Here is a 20,863-nt window from a genome sequence, read left to right as displayed (position 1 = left end):
AAGCAGTGAATCTCATTGCTCACATATAATGATTAACCTATCTGGTCGAGTTTATGTCAAATTTAAAGAACGATACTTATTTACGAGCATTGCTTGGTAAACCTGTAGAATATACACCTGTGTGGATGATGCGTCAGGCAGGGCGTTACCTCCCTGAATATCAAGAAACCCGTAAAGATGCTGGTGACTTTATGTCATTATGTCGTAATACCGAACTGGCAACCGAAGTGACTTTACAACCACTGCGTCGCTACCCATTAGATGCGGCGATTCTATTTAGTGATATTCTAACCATCCCTGATGCGATGGGGCTAGGGCTTTACTTTGAAACCGGTGAAGGGCCTAAGTTTGAACGTCCAATTACCTGTGCCGCTGATGTAAAAAAAATTGGCTTACCCGATCCAGAAGGTGAACTTAAATACGTCATGGATGCGGTCCGCTCTATTCGAAAAGCGCTTGATGGCAGTGTTCCTTTAATTGGTTTTTCTGGAAGTCCTTGGACACTAGCGACCTACATGGTTGAAGGTGGCAGTTCAAAAGGCTTTACAAAAATTAAGAAAATGATGTTTGCAGAGCCGCAAACGCTTCATTTGTTGTTAGATAAATTAGCCGATTCAGTTATTGAGTACCTAAATGCACAAATTGCCGCTGGTGCGCAGTCGGTTATGGTGTTTGATACCTGGGGAGGCGTACTTTCTCCAGCTATGTATAAAGAATTCTCTCTGCAGTATATGGCGAAAATCGTTGACGGTTTAAATCGTCAAAATGAAGGTCGTAAAGTCCCGGTCACTTTGTTTACTAAAAATGGTGGCATGTGGTTAGAAGATATAGCGGCAACAGGTTGTGATGCGGTGGGGCTAGACTGGACCATTAATATTGAAGATGCGGTTAAACGCGTCGGCGATAAAGTTGCATTACAAGGTAATATGGACCCATCGATGCTCTACGCACCGAAAGAGCGCATTGAGTCAGAAGTACAACGAATTTTGACCGGTTTTGGTGATAAAGGCACAGGCCATGTATTTAATTTAGGCCATGGCATTCACCCAGACGTCGATCCGAAGCATGCTGGTTACTTTATTGATGCGGTGCATAAATTTAGTAAACCATTTCATCAAAAGTAAGAGCATATACTATATGAAAGGCAGTCACTGACTGCCTTTTTTATTGCCCAAGAGTACGCCTTATCTCGCCAGTTTGAATTGCCCATCTTCTCTCTTTTTCTGTGTGTTATAAAACTAGCCAGCCTTTTGATCTATAACAAGAAAGCTGCCTTAATTTGTCTCCCAACAAGGGTTCTATGTTAGTTTAACAGGCAAGGCCTTTAGAGGCTCATTGATGCAACTAGGTTGGTCGTTATACGCACCCGTTTGCTGGCTTTGGCGTGGCAGCAGTCACAGTTTTTGTAGCTTAAAATATGTTAAAGATTTTCTTTATTCACCTTGTTTTTTTGGGACTTGTATTGCCATTGCAGGCTCAAGAACTGAACAATCACATTCAGCCACAGGCATCCGCTGAGGATAACTTTTTGTTGACTGAATTTAACCTTGGGGCTCACGCTCTAGGGTTTAAAGCCGAAAACCAAGAAGCCGAGCAACCCATACAATCCACCGATTTTAGTTCAGGTTACGGTTTCGACTTTAGTACCACCTTAGACTACGACGTTGACTTGCGTTTAAGCCACAGAAACATTGAGTATAATGACTTTAGACATGTTGATGTTATACATCAAGAGATGATGACATCAGTTGAGCTACTCAATCACTTTACCATTATTCCGGTTTATGCGGTTGCGGGCGTTAACCACTTCGAATTTGAAGACAGTCAGTTTTCATTAAATCTTGGGGTCGGGTATCGTTTTGCGATGACAGAACATTTGTCATCCTATGCTGAGAGTAAACTGTATTTTAATGTTGCCGATAACCATTCCTTTTTCATCGCCAACATTGGCTTAACGTACACGTTTTCTCCGCGTAAGCCACAACCAATTTTTTTACCCAAAGAGCGCAACAATAGTGCTTTATTAGTCAGCCAAACTGCGCAGGCAAAAAAAAGCCAAGGCGATGACCAAGTCGTGGCTAAATATCCCCTCGTTGAGCGGTTTGACAATTGCATCACGACAGAGAACGCTCTTAAGAAGAACGTGGTAGAACTTTATTTTTTAGATGCTGACGACACGTTATCACAAGTAAGCAGCAAGAAATTGTCTTGTATTGGCCGATTATTGAAGCAACAGCAAAATACTAAGTTGCTACTTGAAGGGCATTTTCACCACGATGACACCCCAACATTAAATTTATATATGCCAAGGCAAAGAGCTCTGGTTGCGAAAAAATATTTAATGCAAGAATTTGATATTGCGAGTGAGCGTTTGTTGATAAAACGCCAGGGTGAAAAACGACCAGAGCATGAATTGGATAATAATCTACAACCGCCACGCGTAACTTTGACCATAGAAGTATTTTATTAAAGGCTAAATTATTTTAACAATTGTGACCAAGATTTAATCTAGTTCAAATATTTAACCTCATTTATTTGGCATTATATAAAAAATAATAATGCCAAATAAATCGTCAGTAAGTAGTTAACGCATATGAATGTCGTCGCTTTCGTTAAGTTTTTTTTCGGAATTTTACTATTCACCATTACCGCCTGTTCAAACTTATACCTGGTAAAAGATGATCTAGTGCTGCAAGTTGTTGAGCCTTATTTAGACTTGCGTCTAGCACCTAGCAGTGACAGCGACGTGTTTTATAGCATTGAGCAGCAACAACCTTTTCAGGTTTTTGATGCAAGCAAAGGTTTTTTTAAAATTAGGACGCTTAATGGTCATGTTGGTTGGATAAGCGCTACCGAGTTACTGAAGGCTCGTGGCTTGGAAAATCAAACGATAACGATAGATAAATTTGGTCATCTGCAAGTTATTAGTGACTAATCAAGAAGCATGTTGAAATGGTTTCAGGCTTAGGGCGTCATTAAGAAGTATTAGGGGAATTAGGGTGAACTTTGTATACAGGCGAGCAATAATCGTAGGCCTGACGTTATTTTTATGTATGCAGCCCCCACTTTTGCCATTAGCGCATGGGGCTAATGCCTCTTTGCCATTAACCACCCTTAAATCGGATATGCTCACCTTGGGGCGCAAGCTTATTGAGGTGGAACAAGACCTTCTGTATCCACAGTCTTCTCGTTTGGTTTTATATTTGTCTAATCAAGCTCCTGCTCAAATCGACTTGTATCATATAAAAGTGGTTATCGACGGTATACCGGTGTTTGAAAAAAGCTTTTATGATCAAGAAGTGGTCGCACTCGATAATGGTGGTGCGCAACGCTTCTTTATCGGGAATGTGGCCTCTGGAGAGCATCTAATTACGGTGTTTTTTAGCGGTACCCAAAACGAACGAACGATTAAAAGAGGTTTAAAAGCGCAGTTTAAAAAAACAAAATACGAAAAATTACTGCATCTACAAGCATTCGAAAATGACTCCGATTTACTTGAATTCGTCATCAGGGAAGTATAGTCATTATGTGGCAAGGAAGAGGGCTAAAGGGCCATTTCAGCAAATTGTCGGCTTTATTAACTACCTCAGTACTTCTGATGACCTCTCTTTTTGCTGATGCTGTTACAAAAGAGAATGAGCCTTTAGCCACTTATCAAGCGACCGTTATGGATGCAGTCGCTAAAAATGAATATTTGCAGGGCAACTATTTTTCCGCATTGGTTGAATTTGAGATTGCTAAGCGCTACAGGCAAGTGCCAACAACCAACGAGTACGCTCAACTAGAGCTTGAATTACTGGCTTATTTCGGTATGCATGAACAAGCCTATCAAGTCTTATTAGAGCAAAACTTAATACCATCGCTTGCTCAAGAAAACAGCTCGACATTACAGCAATTGGTTGTTGAGCTATTTGCTCAGGGGCATGATCAATTGACTTTTCAATTATTGGATAGGTTGCGTAAAAATGTTCCTCAGCTGTTTAACAGTCAGCTACAGTATATTGCTGTTCAATTGAATTTACGGGCGAATGAACTAAGCCAAGCTAAACAACAGTTATCGCTTTTTAAGGAACACGATACTTACTTTTTTGCTTCACATTTTTCCTTAGCACAGCATTTATTATCTCGTAACAAACAAGCGGCTATTGAACACTTATCGTATATAAGCGCTAGGCTCAACGCCAATGATCCTAAACTGTTAGCTGCGCTAGCCGATAAAGCGAATGTATTACTGGCTTTTACTTACTTACAAAGCGAAGAATATGCATTGGCTAAATCGGCCTTTTCTCGGGTAGGACTAGACGGTCGGGAAAGTCAACTGGCCTTATTAGGGCTAGGCTGGTTACACTTTCAGCAGCAAGACTTAGCAACAGCCATTACCATTTGGCAGACGCTGTTAAATCAACCAGACGACTCAGCTTATAAACGAGAGGCCTATGTTGCTATTGCTTATGCCTTTGAGCAATTGAACATGCCCGAGCAGTCCATTCATGCCTATCAATCTAGTTTAGATTATTTTAGTCAGCAGCAAAGATTTATTGATGAAACCTTGATTAAAGTAACAGAGCCTTCCTTTTTGCCAACAATGTATGACTTTCATCCCATTATTGCCGCCAAAGTAGCGTCTTATCAGCCCATAAAAGGTTTAGGGTTTGACATCATATTAAGTCCTCATTTAGGGATTGCTGAACCGGTTAGGGCACCAGAATTTAGCAAGCACTTAGCGCAAATAAATGAACTTAAAAACATGCTTAGGTATTTGCAAAGCCTTCAACACCAACTGGCTCAACTTGCGGTGCGGATTTATCAGCATGGGGGGTTACCAAGCCCTAGTTTAGAACGCTCGTTTCGCCACGATTATTTACAAGCACTCAGACAAAGTGCACTGCAAATGAGTCAAGAAAAAACCGTCGATAAAACCAGTTTAAATAACATTAAAGGTTTGATCGCTGAAATAAGGCAACAATCAAAAACCCCGTTAAATGACATTGCAATGCAAATTAATGCCAAGACACAACAGTTGCAACAGCGACTTGTTGAGCAACAACTAGCGGCAACCGGCTTATTAACCAACTCGCTAAACCAGCAAAAGAAAGAGCTAAATTACTACCAACAGTACGCCAGTATGGCGCTACTACAGTTACAGCAAGCACAGCTTATTGGTGACCATCAAGCTCCCGGTAGTTTAGGGCAAAAAAACACCGTGGTGAGTGAATAACATGAGCCATAAACCTTATACCGCTATCTTCTTATTTTATCTCGGGTTGGTTTTATCTGGTTGCGCCAACAACAAAACCATAAACGAGTTAGAACTTAAGCCAAAGATCCAATTGGCTAGAGCTAAAAGCAGTAGTGAACCTGTCTATTTTCAACAGCTTGTTGAAAACTATCGTACGCTTTTTGATAACGTTGAAAGCCAAGAACAGCGTGTTCGATTGATTAACGGATTTACTAAATTGCTGGTTTCCCAGCTTCAAATGCTCCAACAAAAGTCAGCGCTTAGCCCTAAACAAAAGCAGCAGTTAGTGAAGACTGCAACACAACTTGAGTCGTTCCTATCTACCTCTGATGACTTTAACGAACAGGATCAAGTGTTGTATCAGTTGGCTCGAGTGTATGATGGTATTGATGAAGTCGAATTAAGTTTTAATACCCTTGCACGCTTAATTGAGCAATACCCCAATAGTCCTTACCTTATTGAAGCCAAATATCGACGCGCTGAAATTTTATTTTTTGATGGTGATTATCAACAAGCCGTCGATATATTCAAGCAAGTGTTACTGGCAAAGCCGAATCAACAATATCACTTGATGACAACCTACATGTTGGCTTGGAGTCATTTCAAGTTAGCCGAGTATCAACAGTCATTAACCCTTTTTACGGATGTGTTAGATTTTACGACGCTTAATCAATTATCTGAGCCGGTGAAAGATATTCCCAGTTTAGTTGCTCAAATGGCCACAAGAAATAAGGCCTTTACCGAAGAATCTTTTACCATGATGTCCTATATGTTTGCATTACTTGATGGTGTGGACTCGATAAATCATTTTTTTCAGCAAAATAAAGCACCATATAGCGACCTCAGTTATCAAGCATTAGCGACCTATTATTTACAGGAAAGAAGATACAGCGACAGCGTTTTAGTGTATCAAAACCTAATCGAAAATAACCGTCTAAACCCTGAAAATATTGTTTATGAACTTGCCATTTTAGATCTTTTGGAACAAGCGGGGTATTCAGAGCAACTGTATAATCAACGGGCTTATTTTGTTGAGCATTATGCAATGGGACAACCCTATTGGCAGGCGTCGGCATCAAGCTATAAAACTCAGGCTTTTAATAAAATAAAAGACATCGTTTTTACCTTAGCGACAGAGCAGTTTGAGCAAGCTCAGGCGATGGCCAATCAGCTCGGAGATAAAGCCTCAATGCAACAACTCAATGCGTTGTTTGCAAAGGCCATTTATTGGAATAAACAATACACTCAACGCTACGAAAATGATCGGCACTATGAGCAAAGCTTGTTGCGTCTTGGGCACAGCTACGCGGCATCTGGCGACTTTAAGTTAGCTGAAAAAGCGTATCAACGCTTAGCCTATTCTGACATCACTGCAGACACCAATATAGACCACAAAAATGGCACACGGGTTCGCTCACAAGCGTCTAGCGATGCTGCGTATGCTTTAATCACGTTGTATCAAAGGTGGCAAGAGGCAGCGTTGAATAACACTAAGGTGATTGCTCAACAGATTGATGCCAAAAAGCGCTTTATTCAGCGGTATTTCTTTGATGTCAGAGCATTAGCGGTGCAAATCAGTCTAGCCCAGCAATACTTTCAGCTCAGTCGTTATCCTGAGGTCATTGTCAGTGTCGATAATATTTTTCAACCACCATATGGCCAACCTGCTCCGTTAACCAAAAGACAGCAATTAACCTTATGGTTAATTCTCGCAGACAGTCATTTTGCTTTAAACCAGTATGCCCAAGCCGAGCAAAAATATGCAAAAGCACTGACTCTAGTTAATCAAGATTCAGACCAATATAAACCTTTAAGGGCCGCTTTTTTACGGGCTATTTATAAACAAGGTGAGCAAAGTTTGGCGCAAGTCGACTCTTCGAGTGGTAAGCTAAAAACCCGCTTCAGGCAACAAAGTATTGCGCATTTCAAGCGTTTCTTAACCATGAGTTACGAAGGCTCTCTTACACTTACTGCGCGTTATGAGTTGGCCATGTTGTATATTCAGCAACAAGCTTGGACACACGCTATTCCTTATTTACAGCAACTGGTCAAAACTCCCAATAGCCCATGGCAGCAAACCGATGCACAAATTAAGCTCGCTTATGCGTTTGAACAAAATAACCAGCTAGAGCAAGCGGCCACCTTATATGCAACTATTTGGCAAACGCACCCTAGAAGTGAGCAGACTCAAACCATGTTATGGCAAGCGGCCACTTTGTTTGAGAAGCTTAATAACATTGAAGAGGCTCGAATAGCGTATCGAAGTTACGCCAATAATTACCCTATGCCACTGGCAAAAACGATGGCGGCTCAGTTTAAATTAAGTCAAATATATCAGCGTAATGGTGAATTGGGTAAACAAAAGTTTTGGCTGCAAAAGCTTGTCGAATCGAATAAACAAGCTGGCAATCAAAGCACCGAACGTTCACGTTATTTAGCCTCGATGGCGCTAAAAGTCTTTGCCGATGAGAGTATGGCAAGATTTAATTCCATTAAACTGATCCAGCCCTTTGAACAAAAGTTACAACAAAAACAGCAATCAATGGCATCAGCCTTGCAGGGCTACAGTGATATTTTGGCCTTAGCCGTGGATGAGTACGCAACGGATGCCAATTTTAATATGGCCGAAATCTATCGAACTTTTGCCAAAGATTTACTCAATTCAGAACGACCTAATGGATTATCAGAGCTGGAGCTTCAAGAATACGAATTTATGCTAGAAGAGCAAGCTTACCCCTTTGAAGAAAAGGCGATTGAGTTGCACGAATTAAATGTGAAGCGCATTTCAACAGGCCTAGATCCAAATATCGAACAGTCGCTTTCAATATTGGCGCAGTTGTTACCCGTTAGATACTTTAAAAAAGAGCAATTAGAACAAGATTATGCAGACATTCATTAATAGAATATCGGATACCAAACGATGGTGCTTGTCCTTTAGTATCGCCGCGTTGCTTAGTGCGTGTGTTAGCACAGGCAATCAGAGTTCGGTGCCAAATGATAGCAAGCGCTCTGATCCGATAGAGCAAGCAAGCGCTAAAACACAAACCAATACCTTGTTAACAGAACCATCTTCTAGAAACAGTGCGCAAGCGCTTGAACAAAACAAAGAAATCAACCGTTACAAGGCCCAAAAAGTATGGGTTTTGCCAGCAGTGCGCGCTCAAATACATTTGGCGATTAGACATAAGCAACAAGGCAAGCTTGAACAAGCCGAGCAGTTGTTTACTCGATTGATAGCGCAAAATCCAAACTTATCTGGGTTATATGTCCACTTGGGGGACATTAAAAAGAGGCAAGATAAACGTAATGATGCGCTGGGTTTTTATCAACAGGCCGTAAGAGTCAATGGCTTGAATTATGTGGCGCAAAACCGATTGGCGACATTATATCGACAAACGGGAGACTTTTCATTGGCCAAACAGCACTATTTATTGGCATTAAAAAGTTGGCCAGACTATGCCTTAGCCCATCGTAATTTGGGCATTTTATATGATCTCTATTTACAACAAAAAACGCAGGCACTGGCGCATTACAAGCGGTATTTGGACCTCAGCGTAGAACAAGACAAGAGCGTGCAATATTGGATTAAAGATTTATCACGCCAACTTAAACAACAAGAGAGTAAGTCGTAATGATGCTCAGCAAAAGTTTAGTGCTTGTCTTATTTTTGTCGGTATTTATCCGGCCTGTTTTTGCCCAGGAAAAACAAGAAGGTGGCCCTGCAACCGACAATAACGCTAAAAAAATGACCGTGTTAGCGGAAATTGAGAGCGAATATGTTGCTATTCATCATGAGCCACAAATTCGTGCGGCTTTGAGCTGGCAACAATTAAAGCCAATGCCGTTAACCACCGAGTTAAAGTCACTGCAGTTGGATAAAGCCAAAAAACCAGTTTCTATAGAACACCTTGAGCGCGAAGCATATTTTGAGCGCGCAAATACGTTAAAATCAGCGAGAGAAGAGAAGTAAAATGTTAGACAATATTGTTCGTTTTTTTCAAGAAGGCGGCGCCTTCATGTTACCCATTGCCGTTGTTTTATTCACCGGTGTTGCTATCGCTATTGAACGGGCAATTTTCTTGTTTCAGGAAAAGCGTAAGGTTAATGCCTCATTAGATATCATTGAACCTATCTTATCTAAAAGAGATTTTCATGCTTTAGCCAATCTTGAACACCCATCACTTATGTCAAAAGTATTGGTAAGTGGGGCAAAAAGTTGGCAACAACAACAAGATAAAGATCATATTGAATCGGTGATGCACGAAGCATTAATTGAAAGTATGCCAAGGTTAGAAAAACGAACGCCTTATTTATCTATCCTCGCTAATATTTCCACTTTGCTTGGATTACTTGGGACCATTTTAGGTCTAATCGCGGCCTTCTCTGCCATTGCCAGTGCGAATCCTGCCGAGAAGGCGTCGCTATTGTCACAGTCCATTTCAGTGGCAATGAACACTACCGCGTTTGGCTTAATATCGGCTATTCCTTTACTGATGCTGCATTCCATGTTGCAAACCAAAACCGCCGAGTTGGTCAGTCACCTGCATGTAGCCAGTGTTAAAGTTTTTAATACGCTAACAAAAAAATAGTGCCGTTGAAATAATCAGAACATAGAGATGAAAAAACCTAAAGTAAGTCAGTTTGAAGCCGAGCTCGATATCACCTCATTTTTGAACTTGATGGTGGTATTGGTGCCTGTACTTTTAGTCATGATGGTGTCTTCGCACCTAAGCGTGTTTAATATTCAATTACCAACATCTGAGTGGTCTTTACCCCCACTGTCAATAGAGCAACAGCAGCAGCCGATTGATTTGGTGGTGCGAGAACAGTCGATTTATGTTTTTTATCCACAAGATAATTTACTTGTCGAGATAGAAAAAAAACAACACAAGTACGATTATCAAACCTTAATCACGACCTTAAAGTCGCTAAAAGTCATGCTGTTAGAACAAGGCGTTGATAAAAAAGACATTGTGTTATCACTCGAGCCTGACATTGACTATCAAACCATTATTACCTTAATGGAAAAAACACGTTCATACCCAGCCGTGGTCGCGGCATCTTTGGTAGACGCCGAGCTATTTCCCAATGTGGTATTAAAAGACGCGCCTTTATTACGTTCAGTGGCCGGCCCGAAAATTACAGCGCCATTAGGAATTGTTCATGAGTAAGTTAATAAAGTTTGAGCAAGGGTATTTTAGCAAAACCTCGCAACCCACACGTTTGTCACTGGTCTCTTTAATGGATATTTTTACTATTTTAGTCTTTTTCTTACTGGTGAATTCGTCTCAAGTGCAGGTTTTACAAAAGCATGACGCCATAGAGCTACCAAGCTCACATATTAATGCCGTGGCAAAAGATAACCTTAATATTACCCTCACCAAGAATGAGCTGTTACTGCAAGGCAAAAAACTTATCAGTATTAAAGATATTGTTCCTGAAGCTGAATTTATCGAGTCACTAACTAAGGCGCTTAATGAACATAAACAACAACTTGATTTGGTATCAAAAAACAATGATGAGGCTCTAGCCATTAATATTTTAGCCGATAAAAACACCCCATATAACCTGCTAAAGCGGGTAATGAATACATCGGCTGACAGTGGTTTTGCGGATATTTCTCTGGCCGTAGAAAAATTATACCCAGCGGATGTAAGTAGCCCTCAATACAGGGCAGGGGACAGCCGTGATTGAAGATAACGACATTTCATTGCGCATAAAGCAAGATGAAAACAAGCGCCTTAAGTGGATAGTGTTATTATTGCTTTGTTTTACTTTGCCGTTTTTTGGCTATGTTTGCTTTGTTGATTTGCCTAAGCAGCTACAGCCCATAAAGACAAAGCCGGTGACGCAGTTTGTACGCATACAGAAAACCGAACAGCCTGATCCTAAGCCTAAACGCCCTTCATCAAACATAGAGCAAGGGGGGACGAGCGAAGCAGAAACACCTCAACTGAAATCGGCTAATGCTTTGGCTATGGCGCGTAAAAGGGCGAAAAATTCGGGGCTGTTAGCTCTTAGTAATCAATTATCGGGATTAAAAGATGCCGTTGAACTTAACAAACTAACGCCAAATGTCGCCCTAAATGCACCATCGACAACCGCCAATCCAATGCCTTTTGAACAACCAGACTCTGATGTAAATCAGCACCAACAAATACTGAGCCAAGTAGCGACTCAGCGGATGCACAAACCATTAACTAACAGCACTGTTAACACCCAAGGCAAAAGACTCAGTGATGAGCTTAATATTGTCGATGTTGAACACGATTTAACTCTCAAAAAGCAGTATCCACTGGTGTCACAAACTGATCGTGTAGGGAGTGACTTAAGTGCGCCATCAACGCCAATTGAGAGCAAGAACACGGCGCCAGTTGAGAGTCGAAGCGTGGATTCTATTAGACTTATTTTGGATAAAAACAAAGGCGCTCTGTATAGCATTTATCGCCGAGCTTTACGTAAAAAGCCCGATATTGAAGGCAAGTTTACTGTCAACCTTGAAATTTCGGCGCAAGGCCAAGTGAGCTTGGCCAACATGTTGGTCAGTGAATTAAATTTTGCAGAGTTAGAAAATAAATTGATCCGACGAATAAAGTTAATCCAATTTGGGCAAAAAGGCACCGAGTCGGTTCGAATAAATTATACCTTTAACTTTATGACCATCAGCTAGTCGATGGAAATAAGTTAACCATAGATTAAATATTGATAAGTTATTTTAACTCATTGATTTATCGCATTTTATTGTTTTTTGGTGATGGCGCTGGTTGATTTCAATCAAGGGCTAAAAATCCAAGTGAGGCTATAATTTGACCTCACTTGAATGGGGGGGCCATGAAAAATACAATTATATATTCTTGCACCAGTATTAACGCTTGTGCTTGGAAGTGCCGACACGGTCAAATCGGTCAAAGTATTGCAAAATCAATGGATAAAGATAATTTTGGTCAACTGCTAAAAATTGATAACGTGTCGATTCAGCAAGCCCACATTGATGGTAATCCGGTAGTTGCTATTGATGGTTGTACCCAAGGCTGTGCCCTAAGTGCGATCAACGCGCATCAATTTCAACCTAAATTTTATATTAATCTAAGTAATTTTGATGCTGAGATCGTCGATAACTGGGGCACATCATTATTGGATAATTTTGTTTTGTTAAAGACCATTTATCAGTCTTTAGATGAGCAAGGCTTTTCATTTCAATAACATAAAATCGTAAGTCAGGCTAAACGTGTGGGTTCAGCCTGATGTGCAATCTACAGTATGGATCATTGTTTTATCTTATTTTGTTTGCTCGCGTGTGTGTTGAATAAATTGGGCTAAATTGTCAATGAGCACATGCACATACGTTGGTAAGTCATCTAATTCGACTGCATCGATTAAATTTTTTAGCTCTAAACCAAGTTCGGTGTCCCCTTCAATTAAAAGTCTGCGCTGAAAAAACATAGAATCAGGATCTTCTTTACGCCCTGCAATTAGAAGAAGGTCATCACCGGTCGCCCGAAATACCACTTCGGGCTGTATTGTGCCATCTGCTGGCGCCATTTCTAATTGACGGTGGTTAAAGCTTAGCAGCCAGTGCAAATTTAAATCAAAAATCGATATTTTTACCCAACGATGCTCAAGAAAGTCAAAATCGCCGTCTTCAATAGCGTCTTTAAAAATGGCGGACAACAGTTTCAAAACAATCAGTTTTTGTACCTTAAAAGGTACTAAATTCAGCGCCGGACGAATGACCGTCGGTAAGTGATTTACGATATTGGTTCTAAAGGGCAAAGGCAATCTTAGCAGCGGGTTATGGATCGTCACGACACACATCCTAAATAGGTTATAAAAGCTCATATCATAACTAGGTTGGCAAATTAAACTTCTAATTAGATCAAGTTCGCATCGATTGCTTCGTTTAATTCCTAGGCAATTTAATTTAAATCAATGTGTCGATGTTTTGACTTATTAGAATGCTGGTCAAAATATTATTATTAATCAGAAAAGAATAAAAAGTATCATGGAATTGCTTTGTCCTGCGGGGAACCTGCCTGCGTTAAAAACGGCCATAGATAATGGCGCTGATGCTGTCTACATCGGCATGAAGGATGACACCAATGCGCGTCATTTCGCGGGCTTGAATTTTAATGGCAAAAAGCTACAAAAAGCGGCGGATTATGTCCATCTGCATGGGAAAAAGTTACACGTTGCAATCAATACTTTTGCCCATCCTAATGGCACCTTGCGCTGGCGCCAAGCGGTTGATGATGCCGTAGCCATTGGCGCGGATGCTTTGATTGTGGCCGATATTGGGGTGCTTGATTATGCGGCCAACAAATACCCAGATATTGAACTGCATGTATCGGTGCAAGCGTCCACCACCAACATTGAAGCCATTAACTTTTATAAACAGAACTTTGAGGTAAAACGAGTGGTTCTACCTAGAGTTTTGTCGGTTCAGCAAGTTCGACAGCTTGCGAAAAACTCTCCAGTGGCATTGGAGGTTTTCGCTTTTGGTAGTTTGTGTATTATGGCTGAAGGGCGGTGTTATTTGTCGTCTTATTTAACAGGCGAATCGCCCAATACCGTGGGTGCTTGTTCACCGGCGAAATTTGTTCGCTGGCAAGAAACCCAAGACGGTTTGGAAAGTCGTCTAAACGATGTGTTAATCGATCGCTATCAAGCCGATGAAAATGCTGGTTATCCGACTTTATGTAAAGGCCGTTTTGATGTTGGTGGGCACACGTATCATGCACTTGAAGAACCGGTGAGCTTAAATACCCTTGAGCTTTTACCTGACTTAGCCAAAATGGGCATCGCATCGGTCAAAATTGAAGGTCGCCAGCGCAGTCCAGCTTATGTTGAACAAATCGCTCGTATCTGGCGAGCAGCTATCGACAGGTATCATCAGGATCCTAAATCGTATCAAGTCAGTGACCATTGGATGCAGGGGCTGTCTGGCTTATCAGAAGGTACTCAAACCACATTGGGTGCATATCATCGAAAATGGCAATAATGCGCTAATCTCAAACGGGTAACAATCATGAAATTATCATTAGGTGCTGGTCAGTTTTTTTGGCCAGCGAAGCAGGTTGAACATTTTTATCAACAGGCGATGGAAAGCGAAGCCGATATTATTTATCTCGGCGAAACGGTTTGTTCAAAACGTCGTGAACTTAAAGCCGGACAATGGTTAGCGTTAGCAAAAGAAGTGGCCAAAAGTGGTAAACAGGTGGTCGTTTCTACAATGGCGTTACTGGAATCGTCAGCCGAAGTAAAGATCATGCGCAGTCTTTGCGATAACGGCGAATTACTGGTTGAGGCGAACGACTTAAGCGGGGTGCAAATAATGGCCGAATTAAAGCGCCCTTTTGTCCTTGGACCGGCCATTAATTGCTATAACCTAGAAACCCTTAAAGTGTTTTTAAAGCAAGGTATGAAGCGATGGGTTATGCCCGTGGAACTGTCTGGCGATTGGCTGCAACAGGTCTTGCAACAAGCTGAAGATGAAGGCATACGCGATCTCTTTGAAAGTGAAGTATTTGCCTACGGTCATCTTCCTTTGGCTTATTCTGCTCGTTGTTTTACCGCACGCTCTGAAAACCGAGAGAAAGACGATTGCCAATACTGTTGTATTAATTATCCTCAAGGACGCTCGTTAAAAAGTCGCGAGGGCCAACAGGTATTTGTGCTTAATGGCATCCAAACCATGTCAGGTTATCAATATAATTTAATTAATGATTTAACCAGTATGGCCAATGTTGGCGTTGATATTGTTCGAATCAGCCCTGACAACGACAATGCACTGTGGCAGTTATCGCAATTTAAACAACAGTTACAAAATCCCGAAAATCTAACTCTCGCAGACAACCAGTGTAATGGTTATTGGCATAAAATATCGGGTATGCATTCGGTTTAAGCATCGGCTAAACACTGAGCTGAGATCAACCCTTATCTGGGACGTAACGTTTTGTTGCAAATGTTGAATAATTGTCAAAATAAGTAAATAGATCTAGATCAACCAAGTTCCAACCAAGATAAGATAGCATTGTATCTAGAATTTAACAGATAACATCAGCATAGGGCTGATGTTGCAAATTTTAGAAGCGCAAAATATTGTCACAGCCTAATACGCCATTAATCGAAGTTTCTGATCTTACCTGTATTAGGGAAGATCGGATCCTGTTTGAGCACTTGAATTTTGCCATCAGCTCTGGCGATATCGTTCAAATCGAAGGTCCAAACGGGGCTGGTAAAACAAGTTTGTTGCGTATCCTTTCGGGATTGGCGTCACCATTTGATGGCAAAGTGCTGTTTAATAATGAAGTCATTAACGATTGTCGCGAATATTTTCATCAAAATTTGGTTTATTTAGGGCATCTTCCTGGGGTCAAAGGCGAAATGTCTGCCCAGGAAAACTTAGAGTTTAATCTTGCCTTACACGGTATTGATGCAGAACAAGCTGAGCAAAGATTATCAGACGTCAACCTTTACGGCTTTGAAGACAGTTTAGCGTCGCATTTAAGTGCGGGTCAGCATCGACGAATTGCATTGGCAAGATTGTTTTCAGCAACGGCACCCGTATGGATTTTAGATGAACCTTTTACTGCCATTGATAAAGCCGGAGTTCAGCGTCTAGAACAACTTTTTGTCGAGCATGCAAAACGTGGTGGATGCGTTATTTTAACAACCCATCAAGATTTATCTATTAGTGCTGAAAAAATTAAAAAAATCAGTCTTGAATATCGCTTGTTTTAGGAAGTCGAGATCTTATGTTAGAAAAAAACTTATCATATCGCGCCGTTTTCAAGCTGATATTAATGCGAGATCTTACCATTGCCTTGCGCCATCGTGATGACATCGTGAATCCCTTATTGTTTTTCATCATTGTGGTGTCACTGTTTCCGCTTGGTATCGGCCCTGAAACCAATACATTAACCCGAATTGCACCAGGCATTATTTGGGTTGCGGCGCTATTAGCGAATTTATTGTCATTGGATCGCTTGTTTAAGTCCGATCACCTTGATGGGTCTTTGGAGCAAATGTTATTAAGTCCGCACCCGGTGTTTGTGGTGGTGCTGGCAAAAGTATTTGCGCATTGGTTGATCACCGGTTTACCGTTAATTTTGGTTGCTCCTTTGCTGGCGGTTATGTTGCATTTACACGAATTAAGTTATGGGGCGTTAATCTTGACCTTGTTGTTAGGTACCCCGGTACTAAGTTTGCTTGGCGCTATTGGCGTGGCGTTAACCGTAGGTATTAAAAAAGGCGGTGTGTTACTGAGTTTGCTTATTCTGCCGTTATATATTCCGGTGTTAATTTTTGCTACCAGTGCCATAGACACCGCAGCAATGAACATGCCTTATAACGGTCAATTAGCGATCATTGCGGCCCTGTTTTTTGGTTCATTAACATTAGCCCCATTTGCTGTCGGGGCGGCTTTAAGAGTGAGTACTAACTAATGTGGAAATGGTTACACCCATATGCAAATCCAGAAGTGTCATATCACTTCTCAAATAAACTAACCCCATGGTTCACCCTCTTGGCAGCTACTCTGTTGAGTATCGGGATAGTCTGGGCACTAGCTTTTGTCCCAGCCGATTATCAACAAGGTGACAGTTTTAGGATCTTTTACTTGCATGTCCCTGCCGCCATGTTATCGATGGGGATTTATGTCAGTATTGCGATTTTGGCTTTTACCAGCTTGGTTTGGCAGTTTAAGTTAGCCAACGCTTCTGCTGCAGCGTTAGCACCAATTGGCGCGATATTTACCGCGATTGCCTTATTTACTGGCGCCGCATGGGGAAAACCTATGTGGGGGACATGGTGGATTTGGGATGCTCGCTTAACCTCTGAATTGATTTTACTGTTTTTATATTTGGGCATTATTGCTTTAGACAATGCCTTTGAAGATAAAATCTTAGCTGGTAAGGCTGCCAGTATTTTAGCCATTGTTGGGGTTATCAACATTCCAATTATTCATTACTCGGTTGAATGGTGGAATACCCTACATCAAGGTGCCACGGTCAGTAAATTCGACAAACCATCAATGTCAGCAGAAATGCTCTGGCCGTTCTTAGTGTGTTTACTTGGGTTTTCATTCTTGGTTGGTGCGATTGCCTGCAAACGTTTTTGTAATGAAGTGTTAACGCGCAATAGTATGCGTCCATGGGTACGCGCTCTTGCCACAGAACAGGAGTCAAAATAATGCAATTTGAAACGTTCACTGACTTTATCAATATGGGTGGTTACGGGTTTTACGTCTGGTTATCGTATGGAGTATCCGCGACCTTGCTTATTTTGTTAATTCTAAATGGCAAGTCAAAACACCAAGCAATCATCGATAAAATAGCCAAACAACAAACCCGAGAAAATAAATTGCGTAAACGTTCACAACAGCAAACCCAAGGTTTGCAAGAACAACTTGGAGAATAGCTTGATGAATCCTCGTAGAAAAAAAAGGTTGACTATAGTCAGTTCAATATTAGTCGGATTGAGTGCCATCGCTGGGTTAACTTTATATGCCTTAAGCCAAAATATTGATTTGTTTTTTACTCCTACCGAAATTGTTGAAGGTAAGGCGGATACCGGTATTAAACCTCAAATTGGTCAAAGAATTCGGGTTGGTGGGTTAGTTGTACCAGGCAGTGTCGAACGTGACGAAAATAGTCTTAAGGTTAGCTTTAAGCTGATGGATAAAGGCCCTATGGTTAAAGTCCAATACGATGGCATTTTACCGGATTTATTCCGTGAAGGTCAGGGCATCGTCGCAAATGGTACCTTAATTGGTAACAGTCTACTTGAAGCGTCCGAAGTGCTAGCAAAACATGATGAAAACTATATGCCTAAAGAAGTTGCTGAGGCGGTAGGGGAACACCATCAAAAGATAGAGTATACCCAAGAACAATTAAGCAACTAATTTGACTGGTGCGAATAAACCGTGAACGGCGTTATGTGGGCTGTCGATTCGCACTTTAGAACAACAGAGAATATGAAATGACTAAACAAACCCTAAGAATCGCGACTCGAAAAAGTGCCCTAGCGATGTGGCAGGCAGAATATGTAAAGGCTCGCTTAGAATTTTTTCACCCAGATTTAACGGTCGAACTATTGCCCATGGTGACCAAAGGGGACATTATTTTGGACTCGCCATTATCCAAAGTTGGTGGTAAGGGGTTGTTTGTTAAAGAGTTGGAAGTGGCCATGCTCGAAGGCCGTGCCGACATTGCCGTACATTCAATGAAAGATGTGCCGGTCGAGTTTCCAGATGGTTTAGGTCTTGAAGTGATCTGTGAGCGCGAAGATCCGCGTGATGCCTTTGTATCAAATACCATCAAAAGCTTTGCCGAACTCCCCCAAGGTGCCGTTGTAGGTACCTCAAGTTTGCGCCGTCAATGTCAAATTAAAGCTCTGCGTCCCGACCTTGACATCCGTGATCTGCGAGGCAATGTTAATACTCGTTTAGCGAAGTTAGATGATGGGCAATATGACGCCATTATTTTAGCCGCTGCCGGTTTAATTCGTTTGCAAATGGTCGACCGAATTCGTGAGTATATTGCGCCAGAAGTGATGTTACCGGCTAATGGTCAAGGTGCTGTTGGCATCGAGTGTCGAACAGATGATCAGCGAGTGAAAGCTTTATTAGCACCACTAGAACATAAAACAACGCGCTTACGAGTCCTCGCAGAGCGGGCAATGAACTGCGCTCTTGAAGGCGGATGTCAGGTGCCCATTGGCAGTTATGCAGTGATAGATGGAGAAGACATCGAACTTCGTGGTTTAGTGGGGGCTCCAGATGGAAGCGTTATTTTGCAGCAACAAATTACAGGTAAGGCCCTGCAGGGGGAAGAGCTTGGTAATGCATTGGCGCAACAACTGCTAAAAGACGGTGCGGATCAAATTTTAAAGCAAGTGTATCAAAACGAATTGGGGTCTATTTAGTCTGATCTAAACTGGCTTAGTACATACTTTAAGCCAGTGAACAAAACTAAAAATCGCGCTACAACGGCGGGTTTTAGTATCTTTAAAAAGCTTTTTAAGCATTTTATTAATCAACAAGAGAAGTAAACTATGAAAAAAATATTCATTGCATTAGCGCTAACAGGCGCCATGACCGGCACAGCTATGGCAGCGGACGTTGAAGCAGGTAAAGCAGCAGCTGCGAGCTGTGTTGCTTGTCACGGTGCAGAAGGTGTTTCAGCGATTCCAAATTACCCAAATCTTGCTGGTCAAAAAGAAGCGTACATTGCTAAGCAATTATCTGACTTTAAATCTGGTGCTCGTAAAGACCCAGTAATGTCGGGTATGGCGATGCCTCTTTCTGATGCCGATGTTGCTAACCTAGCCGCATACTACGCAAGCCTTAAGTAAGGTTATTGCTGGACAAAAAGGGAGTGATGGCAAGGCCATAATGACTCTCTTTTACCGAACATACATTTAAAATGCTATGCTTTGTCATGGCATTTTTTATGCCTTTCTTTTGATTGGTATGAATTAAATCTGCCTTACGCCTATGATGTCATCCCCATCCCATGACGTTTATTCACTAAGCTAAGAGCTCAAGCTTTTAGGTAAGGTATTGTTTGGCGGCCATAAAAAAGCCACCAACAATAGTTAGTGGCTCTGCGGTTATGAGCTGTTCTTGGTTTTAAGGTTTAGCTTTTTGAAATTTTGTCGACAAAGATAATTTGCTCAAAGGTTTTATCTAATGAGCTACTTTTAAAGTTTTTCATTACGGCGCCATCTTGCCAGCTAATCGTATCACCTGATTGTACACTGGTTTGTGGTGCCGCTAACCACACGTTGCCGGTGCTCATTGCAACTTCAATATAACTGTAACCTGCCGAGGCAATTACTTGCGCTACTTGGCCTGAGGTACTAGCGGTCGCTTGGTTTGGAGTGCCTTTAATGAAACCACCAACGAAATAAATTTCGTCAAAGGTGCGGTTTAATGAGCTACTGGTAAAGTTACTCATTTTTGAACCACCTTGCCATGAAATCGCATCACCGACTTTAGCACTGACCATAGGACCTGCAGCCCAAACATCATTACCTTGGATGTTCACTTTTACATAGGTGTAACCGCCACCAGCTAAAACTTCACTGATCACACCGCCAGTACTATTGCTTGCTGACGGTGCTGAAGTGCGTCGTTGAGTCGATGTCGTCATTTGCGTACTTGGATTGACAAACTGACTAACAAAAGAAATTTCTGGAAACGTTTGGTTAAGAGTTTTGCTGGTAAAGTTTCTCATCACAGTGCCATTATGCCAGCCAACTAAGTTACCTACTTCTAACGACGTTTCAGGGCCCGCTGCCCAAAATTCTTGCCCAGCTCGTGCAACCAGAACATAAGTATAACCACCGCCTGTTTTGATATCTTTGATAACACCACCTTGTAAGGCGCCAAGTTGTTGTTCTGTTGATTGAGTTGGCATTGGTGGGTGGTTTTCTGGCAGGGTAGATACTGCAGCTTGTTGAGTATTTTGCTCGGTTTGTTGCTCAGGAGCTTTTTCACAAGCCGTTAGCGCACCGATAAGTAAGGCTGGCGCAAGCAAATGTAATTTCTTAGGCATATTCGTTTCCAATAATTTTATTATGTTAAAAAGTTATGCAACGACTCATTGAATAAAATCTACGAGA

Annotated in this window: 24 protein-coding genes; 22 read left to right on the top strand and 2 right to left on the bottom strand. The window is 41.6% G+C overall.

Annotation, left to right across the window (positions count from 1 at the left end; all coding sequences use genetic code 11):
* The first annotated feature begins 53 nt into the window (after positions 1-53).
* The 13 genes from hemE to ACAY00_RS12680 all read left to right on the top strand — a co-directional run bounded on the left by hemE (position 54) and on the right by ACAY00_RS12680 (position 12,442).
* Entirely contained in the window at positions 54-1,124 is a 1,071-nt protein-coding gene (hemE, locus tag ACAY00_RS12740; RefSeq protein ID WP_371374363.1) for a uroporphyrinogen decarboxylase, read from the top strand.
* Positions 1,125-1,417: 293 nt separating this feature from the next.
* A complete protein-coding gene (locus tag ACAY00_RS12735) occupies positions 1,418-2,470 on the top strand; it encodes an OmpA family protein (protein WP_371374360.1) in 1,053 nt (350 codons plus the stop codon).
* A gap of 123 nt (positions 2,471-2,593) precedes the next feature.
* A complete protein-coding gene (locus ACAY00_RS12730; protein WP_371374357.1) occupies positions 2,594-2,935 on the top strand; it encodes an SH3 domain-containing protein in 342 nt (113 codons plus the stop codon).
* Positions 2,936-3,053: 118 nt separating this feature from the next.
* Positions 3,054-3,521 carry a hypothetical protein gene (locus ACAY00_RS12725; protein WP_371374355.1) on the top strand — a complete coding sequence of 156 codons (468 nt, stop codon included), beginning with the start codon at positions 3,054-3,056 and terminating at the stop codon, positions 3,519-3,521.
* Positions 3,522-3,598: 77 nt separating this feature from the next.
* On the top strand, positions 3,599-5,218 hold the full coding sequence (locus ACAY00_RS12720; RefSeq protein WP_371374353.1) for a hypothetical protein: 1,620 nt from the start codon (positions 3,599-3,601) through the stop codon (positions 5,216-5,218).
* 1 nt (position 5,219) lies between these two features.
* Positions 5,220-8,138: a tetratricopeptide repeat protein gene (locus tag ACAY00_RS12715; RefSeq protein WP_371374350.1), complete on the top strand. Its 2,919-nt coding sequence runs from the start codon at positions 5,220-5,222 to the stop codon at positions 8,136-8,138.
* Positions 8,122-8,871: a tetratricopeptide repeat protein gene (locus ACAY00_RS12710; RefSeq protein WP_371374348.1), complete on the top strand. Its 750-nt coding sequence runs from the start codon at positions 8,122-8,124 to the stop codon at positions 8,869-8,871. The genes ACAY00_RS12715 and ACAY00_RS12710 overlap by 17 nt, the downstream gene beginning before the upstream one ends.
* Positions 8,871-9,209, top strand: a complete 339-nt coding sequence (locus tag ACAY00_RS12705) for a hypothetical protein (protein ID WP_371374345.1) — start codon at positions 8,871-8,873, stop codon at positions 9,207-9,209. The genes ACAY00_RS12710 and ACAY00_RS12705 overlap by 1 nt, the downstream gene beginning before the upstream one ends.
* A 1-nt stretch (position 9,210) precedes the next feature.
* Positions 9,211-9,828, top strand: a complete 618-nt coding sequence (locus ACAY00_RS12700) for a MotA/TolQ/ExbB proton channel family protein (RefSeq protein ID WP_371374343.1) — start codon at positions 9,211-9,213, stop codon at positions 9,826-9,828.
* Between the two features lie 27 nt (positions 9,829-9,855).
* The gene (locus ACAY00_RS12695) at positions 9,856-10,410 is read left to right on the top strand and encodes a biopolymer transporter ExbD (RefSeq protein ID WP_371374340.1); all 555 of its coding nucleotides are present in this window, start codon (positions 9,856-9,858) and stop codon (positions 10,408-10,410) included.
* On the top strand, positions 10,403-10,933 hold the full coding sequence (locus tag ACAY00_RS12690; RefSeq protein WP_371374336.1) for an ExbD/TolR family protein: 531 nt from the start codon (positions 10,403-10,405) through the stop codon (positions 10,931-10,933). Before ACAY00_RS12695 ends, ACAY00_RS12690 begins: the two co-directional genes overlap by 8 nt.
* Positions 10,926-11,909, top strand: a complete 984-nt coding sequence (locus ACAY00_RS12685; protein WP_371374333.1) for an AgmX/PglI C-terminal domain-containing protein — start codon at positions 10,926-10,928, stop codon at positions 11,907-11,909. The genes ACAY00_RS12690 and ACAY00_RS12685 overlap by 8 nt, the downstream gene beginning before the upstream one ends.
* 161 nt (positions 11,910-12,070) lie before the next feature.
* Positions 12,071-12,442, top strand: coding sequence for a putative zinc-binding protein (locus ACAY00_RS12680; protein WP_371374330.1), 372 nt, complete (start codon positions 12,071-12,073; stop codon positions 12,440-12,442).
* Between the two features lie 75 nt (positions 12,443-12,517).
* On the opposite strand, the gene ACAY00_RS12675 is transcribed toward ACAY00_RS12680, so the two are convergent.
* Positions 12,518-13,045, bottom strand: coding sequence for an SCP2 domain-containing protein (locus tag ACAY00_RS12675; RefSeq protein ID WP_371374328.1), 528 nt, complete (start codon positions 13,043-13,045; stop codon positions 12,518-12,520).
* A gap of 196 nt (positions 13,046-13,241) precedes the next feature.
* Here ACAY00_RS12675 and ACAY00_RS12670 point away from each other — a divergent pair, with 196 nt between their 5' ends.
* The 9 genes from ACAY00_RS12670 to ACAY00_RS12630 all read left to right on the top strand — a co-directional run bounded on the left by ACAY00_RS12670 (position 13,242) and on the right by ACAY00_RS12630 (position 19,591).
* Entirely contained in the window at positions 13,242-14,237 is a 996-nt protein-coding gene (locus ACAY00_RS12670) for a peptidase U32 family protein (RefSeq protein WP_371374326.1), read from the top strand.
* Positions 14,238-14,264: 27 nt separating this feature from the next.
* The gene (locus tag ACAY00_RS12665; protein ID WP_371374323.1) at positions 14,265-15,140 is read left to right on the top strand and encodes a U32 family peptidase; all 876 of its coding nucleotides are present in this window, start codon (positions 14,265-14,267) and stop codon (positions 15,138-15,140) included.
* Between the two features lie 197 nt (positions 15,141-15,337).
* A complete protein-coding gene (gene ccmA / locus ACAY00_RS12660) occupies positions 15,338-15,979 on the top strand; it encodes a cytochrome c biogenesis heme-transporting ATPase CcmA (RefSeq protein ID WP_371374320.1) in 642 nt (213 codons plus the stop codon).
* 14 nt (positions 15,980-15,993) lie between these two features.
* Positions 15,994-16,683 (top strand): heme exporter protein CcmB, encoded by a 690-nt coding sequence (gene ccmB / locus ACAY00_RS12655; protein ID WP_371374318.1) that lies wholly within the window; start codon positions 15,994-15,996, stop codon positions 16,681-16,683.
* Complete coding sequence (locus ACAY00_RS12650; RefSeq protein WP_371374315.1) at positions 16,683-17,429, top strand: heme ABC transporter permease; 747 nt, start codon at positions 16,683-16,685, stop codon at positions 17,427-17,429. Before ccmB ends, ACAY00_RS12650 begins: the two co-directional genes overlap by 1 nt.
* Complete coding sequence (ccmD, locus tag ACAY00_RS12645; RefSeq protein ID WP_371374313.1) at positions 17,429-17,656, top strand: heme exporter protein CcmD; 228 nt, start codon at positions 17,429-17,431, stop codon at positions 17,654-17,656. The genes ACAY00_RS12650 and ccmD overlap by 1 nt, the downstream gene beginning before the upstream one ends.
* A gap of 4 nt (positions 17,657-17,660) precedes the next feature.
* Positions 17,661-18,140 carry a cytochrome c maturation protein CcmE gene (gene ccmE, locus ACAY00_RS12640; RefSeq protein WP_371374309.1) on the top strand — a complete coding sequence of 160 codons (480 nt, stop codon included), beginning with the start codon at positions 17,661-17,663 and terminating at the stop codon, positions 18,138-18,140.
* A gap of 77 nt (positions 18,141-18,217) precedes the next feature.
* Positions 18,218-19,162 carry a hydroxymethylbilane synthase gene (gene hemC, locus ACAY00_RS12635; protein WP_371374306.1) on the top strand — a complete coding sequence of 315 codons (945 nt, stop codon included), beginning with the start codon at positions 18,218-18,220 and terminating at the stop codon, positions 19,160-19,162.
* Positions 19,163-19,291: 129 nt separating this feature from the next.
* Positions 19,292-19,591 (top strand): c-type cytochrome, encoded by a 300-nt coding sequence (locus ACAY00_RS12630; protein WP_371374303.1) that lies wholly within the window; start codon positions 19,292-19,294, stop codon positions 19,589-19,591.
* A gap of 284 nt (positions 19,592-19,875) precedes the next feature.
* On the opposite strand, the gene ACAY00_RS12625 is transcribed toward ACAY00_RS12630, so the two are convergent.
* Positions 19,876-20,796, bottom strand: coding sequence for a hypothetical protein (locus ACAY00_RS12625; protein WP_371374300.1), 921 nt, complete (start codon positions 20,794-20,796; stop codon positions 19,876-19,878).
* Between the last annotated feature and the right edge of the window lie 67 nt (positions 20,797-20,863).

The sequence above is a fragment of the Thalassotalea sp. 273M-4 genome, from assembly GCF_041410465.1.
Lineage (GTDB): Bacteria > Pseudomonadota > Gammaproteobacteria > Enterobacterales > Alteromonadaceae > Thalassotalea_A > Thalassotalea_A aquiviva.
The sequence above is the reverse complement of the archived record's forward strand: the minus strand, read 5'-3'. Positions and strand labels throughout refer to the sequence as shown.

Coding starts and splice junctions, on each gene's coding strand:
- ACAY00_RS12720 (WP_371374353.1), top strand. CDS start 3,599: ATGACCTCTCTTTTTGCTGATGCTGTTACAAAAGAGAATGAGCCTTTA.
- ACAY00_RS12730 (WP_371374357.1), top strand. CDS start 2,594: ATGAATGTCGTCGCTTTCGTTAAGTTTTTTTTCGGAATTTTACTATTC.
- ACAY00_RS12650 (WP_371374315.1), top strand. CDS start 16,683: ATGTGGAAATGGTTACACCCATATGCAAATCCAGAAGTGTCATATCAC.
- ACAY00_RS12715 (WP_371374350.1), top strand. CDS start 5,220: ATGAGCCATAAACCTTATACCGCTATCTTCTTATTTTATCTCGGGTTG.
- ACAY00_RS12700 (WP_371374343.1), top strand. CDS start 9,211: ATGTTAGACAATATTGTTCGTTTTTTTCAAGAAGGCGGCGCCTTCATG.
- ACAY00_RS12680 (WP_371374330.1), top strand. CDS start 12,071: ATGAAAAATACAATTATATATTCTTGCACCAGTATTAACGCTTGTGCT.
- ACAY00_RS12690 (WP_371374336.1), top strand. CDS start 10,403: ATGAGTAAGTTAATAAAGTTTGAGCAAGGGTATTTTAGCAAAACCTCG.
- ACAY00_RS12710 (WP_371374348.1), top strand. CDS start 8,122: ATGCAGACATTCATTAATAGAATATCGGATACCAAACGATGGTGCTTG.
- ACAY00_RS12705 (WP_371374345.1), top strand. CDS start 8,871: ATGATGCTCAGCAAAAGTTTAGTGCTTGTCTTATTTTTGTCGGTATTT.
- ccmE (WP_371374309.1), top strand. CDS start 17,661: ATGAATCCTCGTAGAAAAAAAAGGTTGACTATAGTCAGTTCAATATTA.
- ccmB (WP_371374318.1), top strand. CDS start 15,994: ATGTTAGAAAAAAACTTATCATATCGCGCCGTTTTCAAGCTGATATTA.
- ACAY00_RS12725 (WP_371374355.1), top strand. CDS start 3,054: ATGCAGCCCCCACTTTTGCCATTAGCGCATGGGGCTAATGCCTCTTTG.
- ACAY00_RS12665 (WP_371374323.1), top strand. CDS start 14,265: ATGAAATTATCATTAGGTGCTGGTCAGTTTTTTTGGCCAGCGAAGCAG.
- ACAY00_RS12670 (WP_371374326.1), top strand. CDS start 13,242: ATGGAATTGCTTTGTCCTGCGGGGAACCTGCCTGCGTTAAAAACGGCC.
- ACAY00_RS12630 (WP_371374303.1), top strand. CDS start 19,292: ATGAAAAAAATATTCATTGCATTAGCGCTAACAGGCGCCATGACCGGC.
- ACAY00_RS12695 (WP_371374340.1), top strand. CDS start 9,856: ATGAAAAAACCTAAAGTAAGTCAGTTTGAAGCCGAGCTCGATATCACC.
- ACAY00_RS12735 (WP_371374360.1), top strand. CDS start 1,418: ATGTTAAAGATTTTCTTTATTCACCTTGTTTTTTTGGGACTTGTATTG.
- ACAY00_RS12625 (WP_371374300.1), bottom strand. CDS start 20,796: ATGCCTAAGAAATTACATTTGCTTGCGCCAGCCTTACTTATCGGTGCG.
- hemC (WP_371374306.1), top strand. CDS start 18,218: ATGACTAAACAAACCCTAAGAATCGCGACTCGAAAAAGTGCCCTAGCG.
- ccmD (WP_371374313.1), top strand. CDS start 17,429: ATGCAATTTGAAACGTTCACTGACTTTATCAATATGGGTGGTTACGGG.
- hemE (WP_371374363.1), top strand. CDS start 54: ATGTCAAATTTAAAGAACGATACTTATTTACGAGCATTGCTTGGTAAA.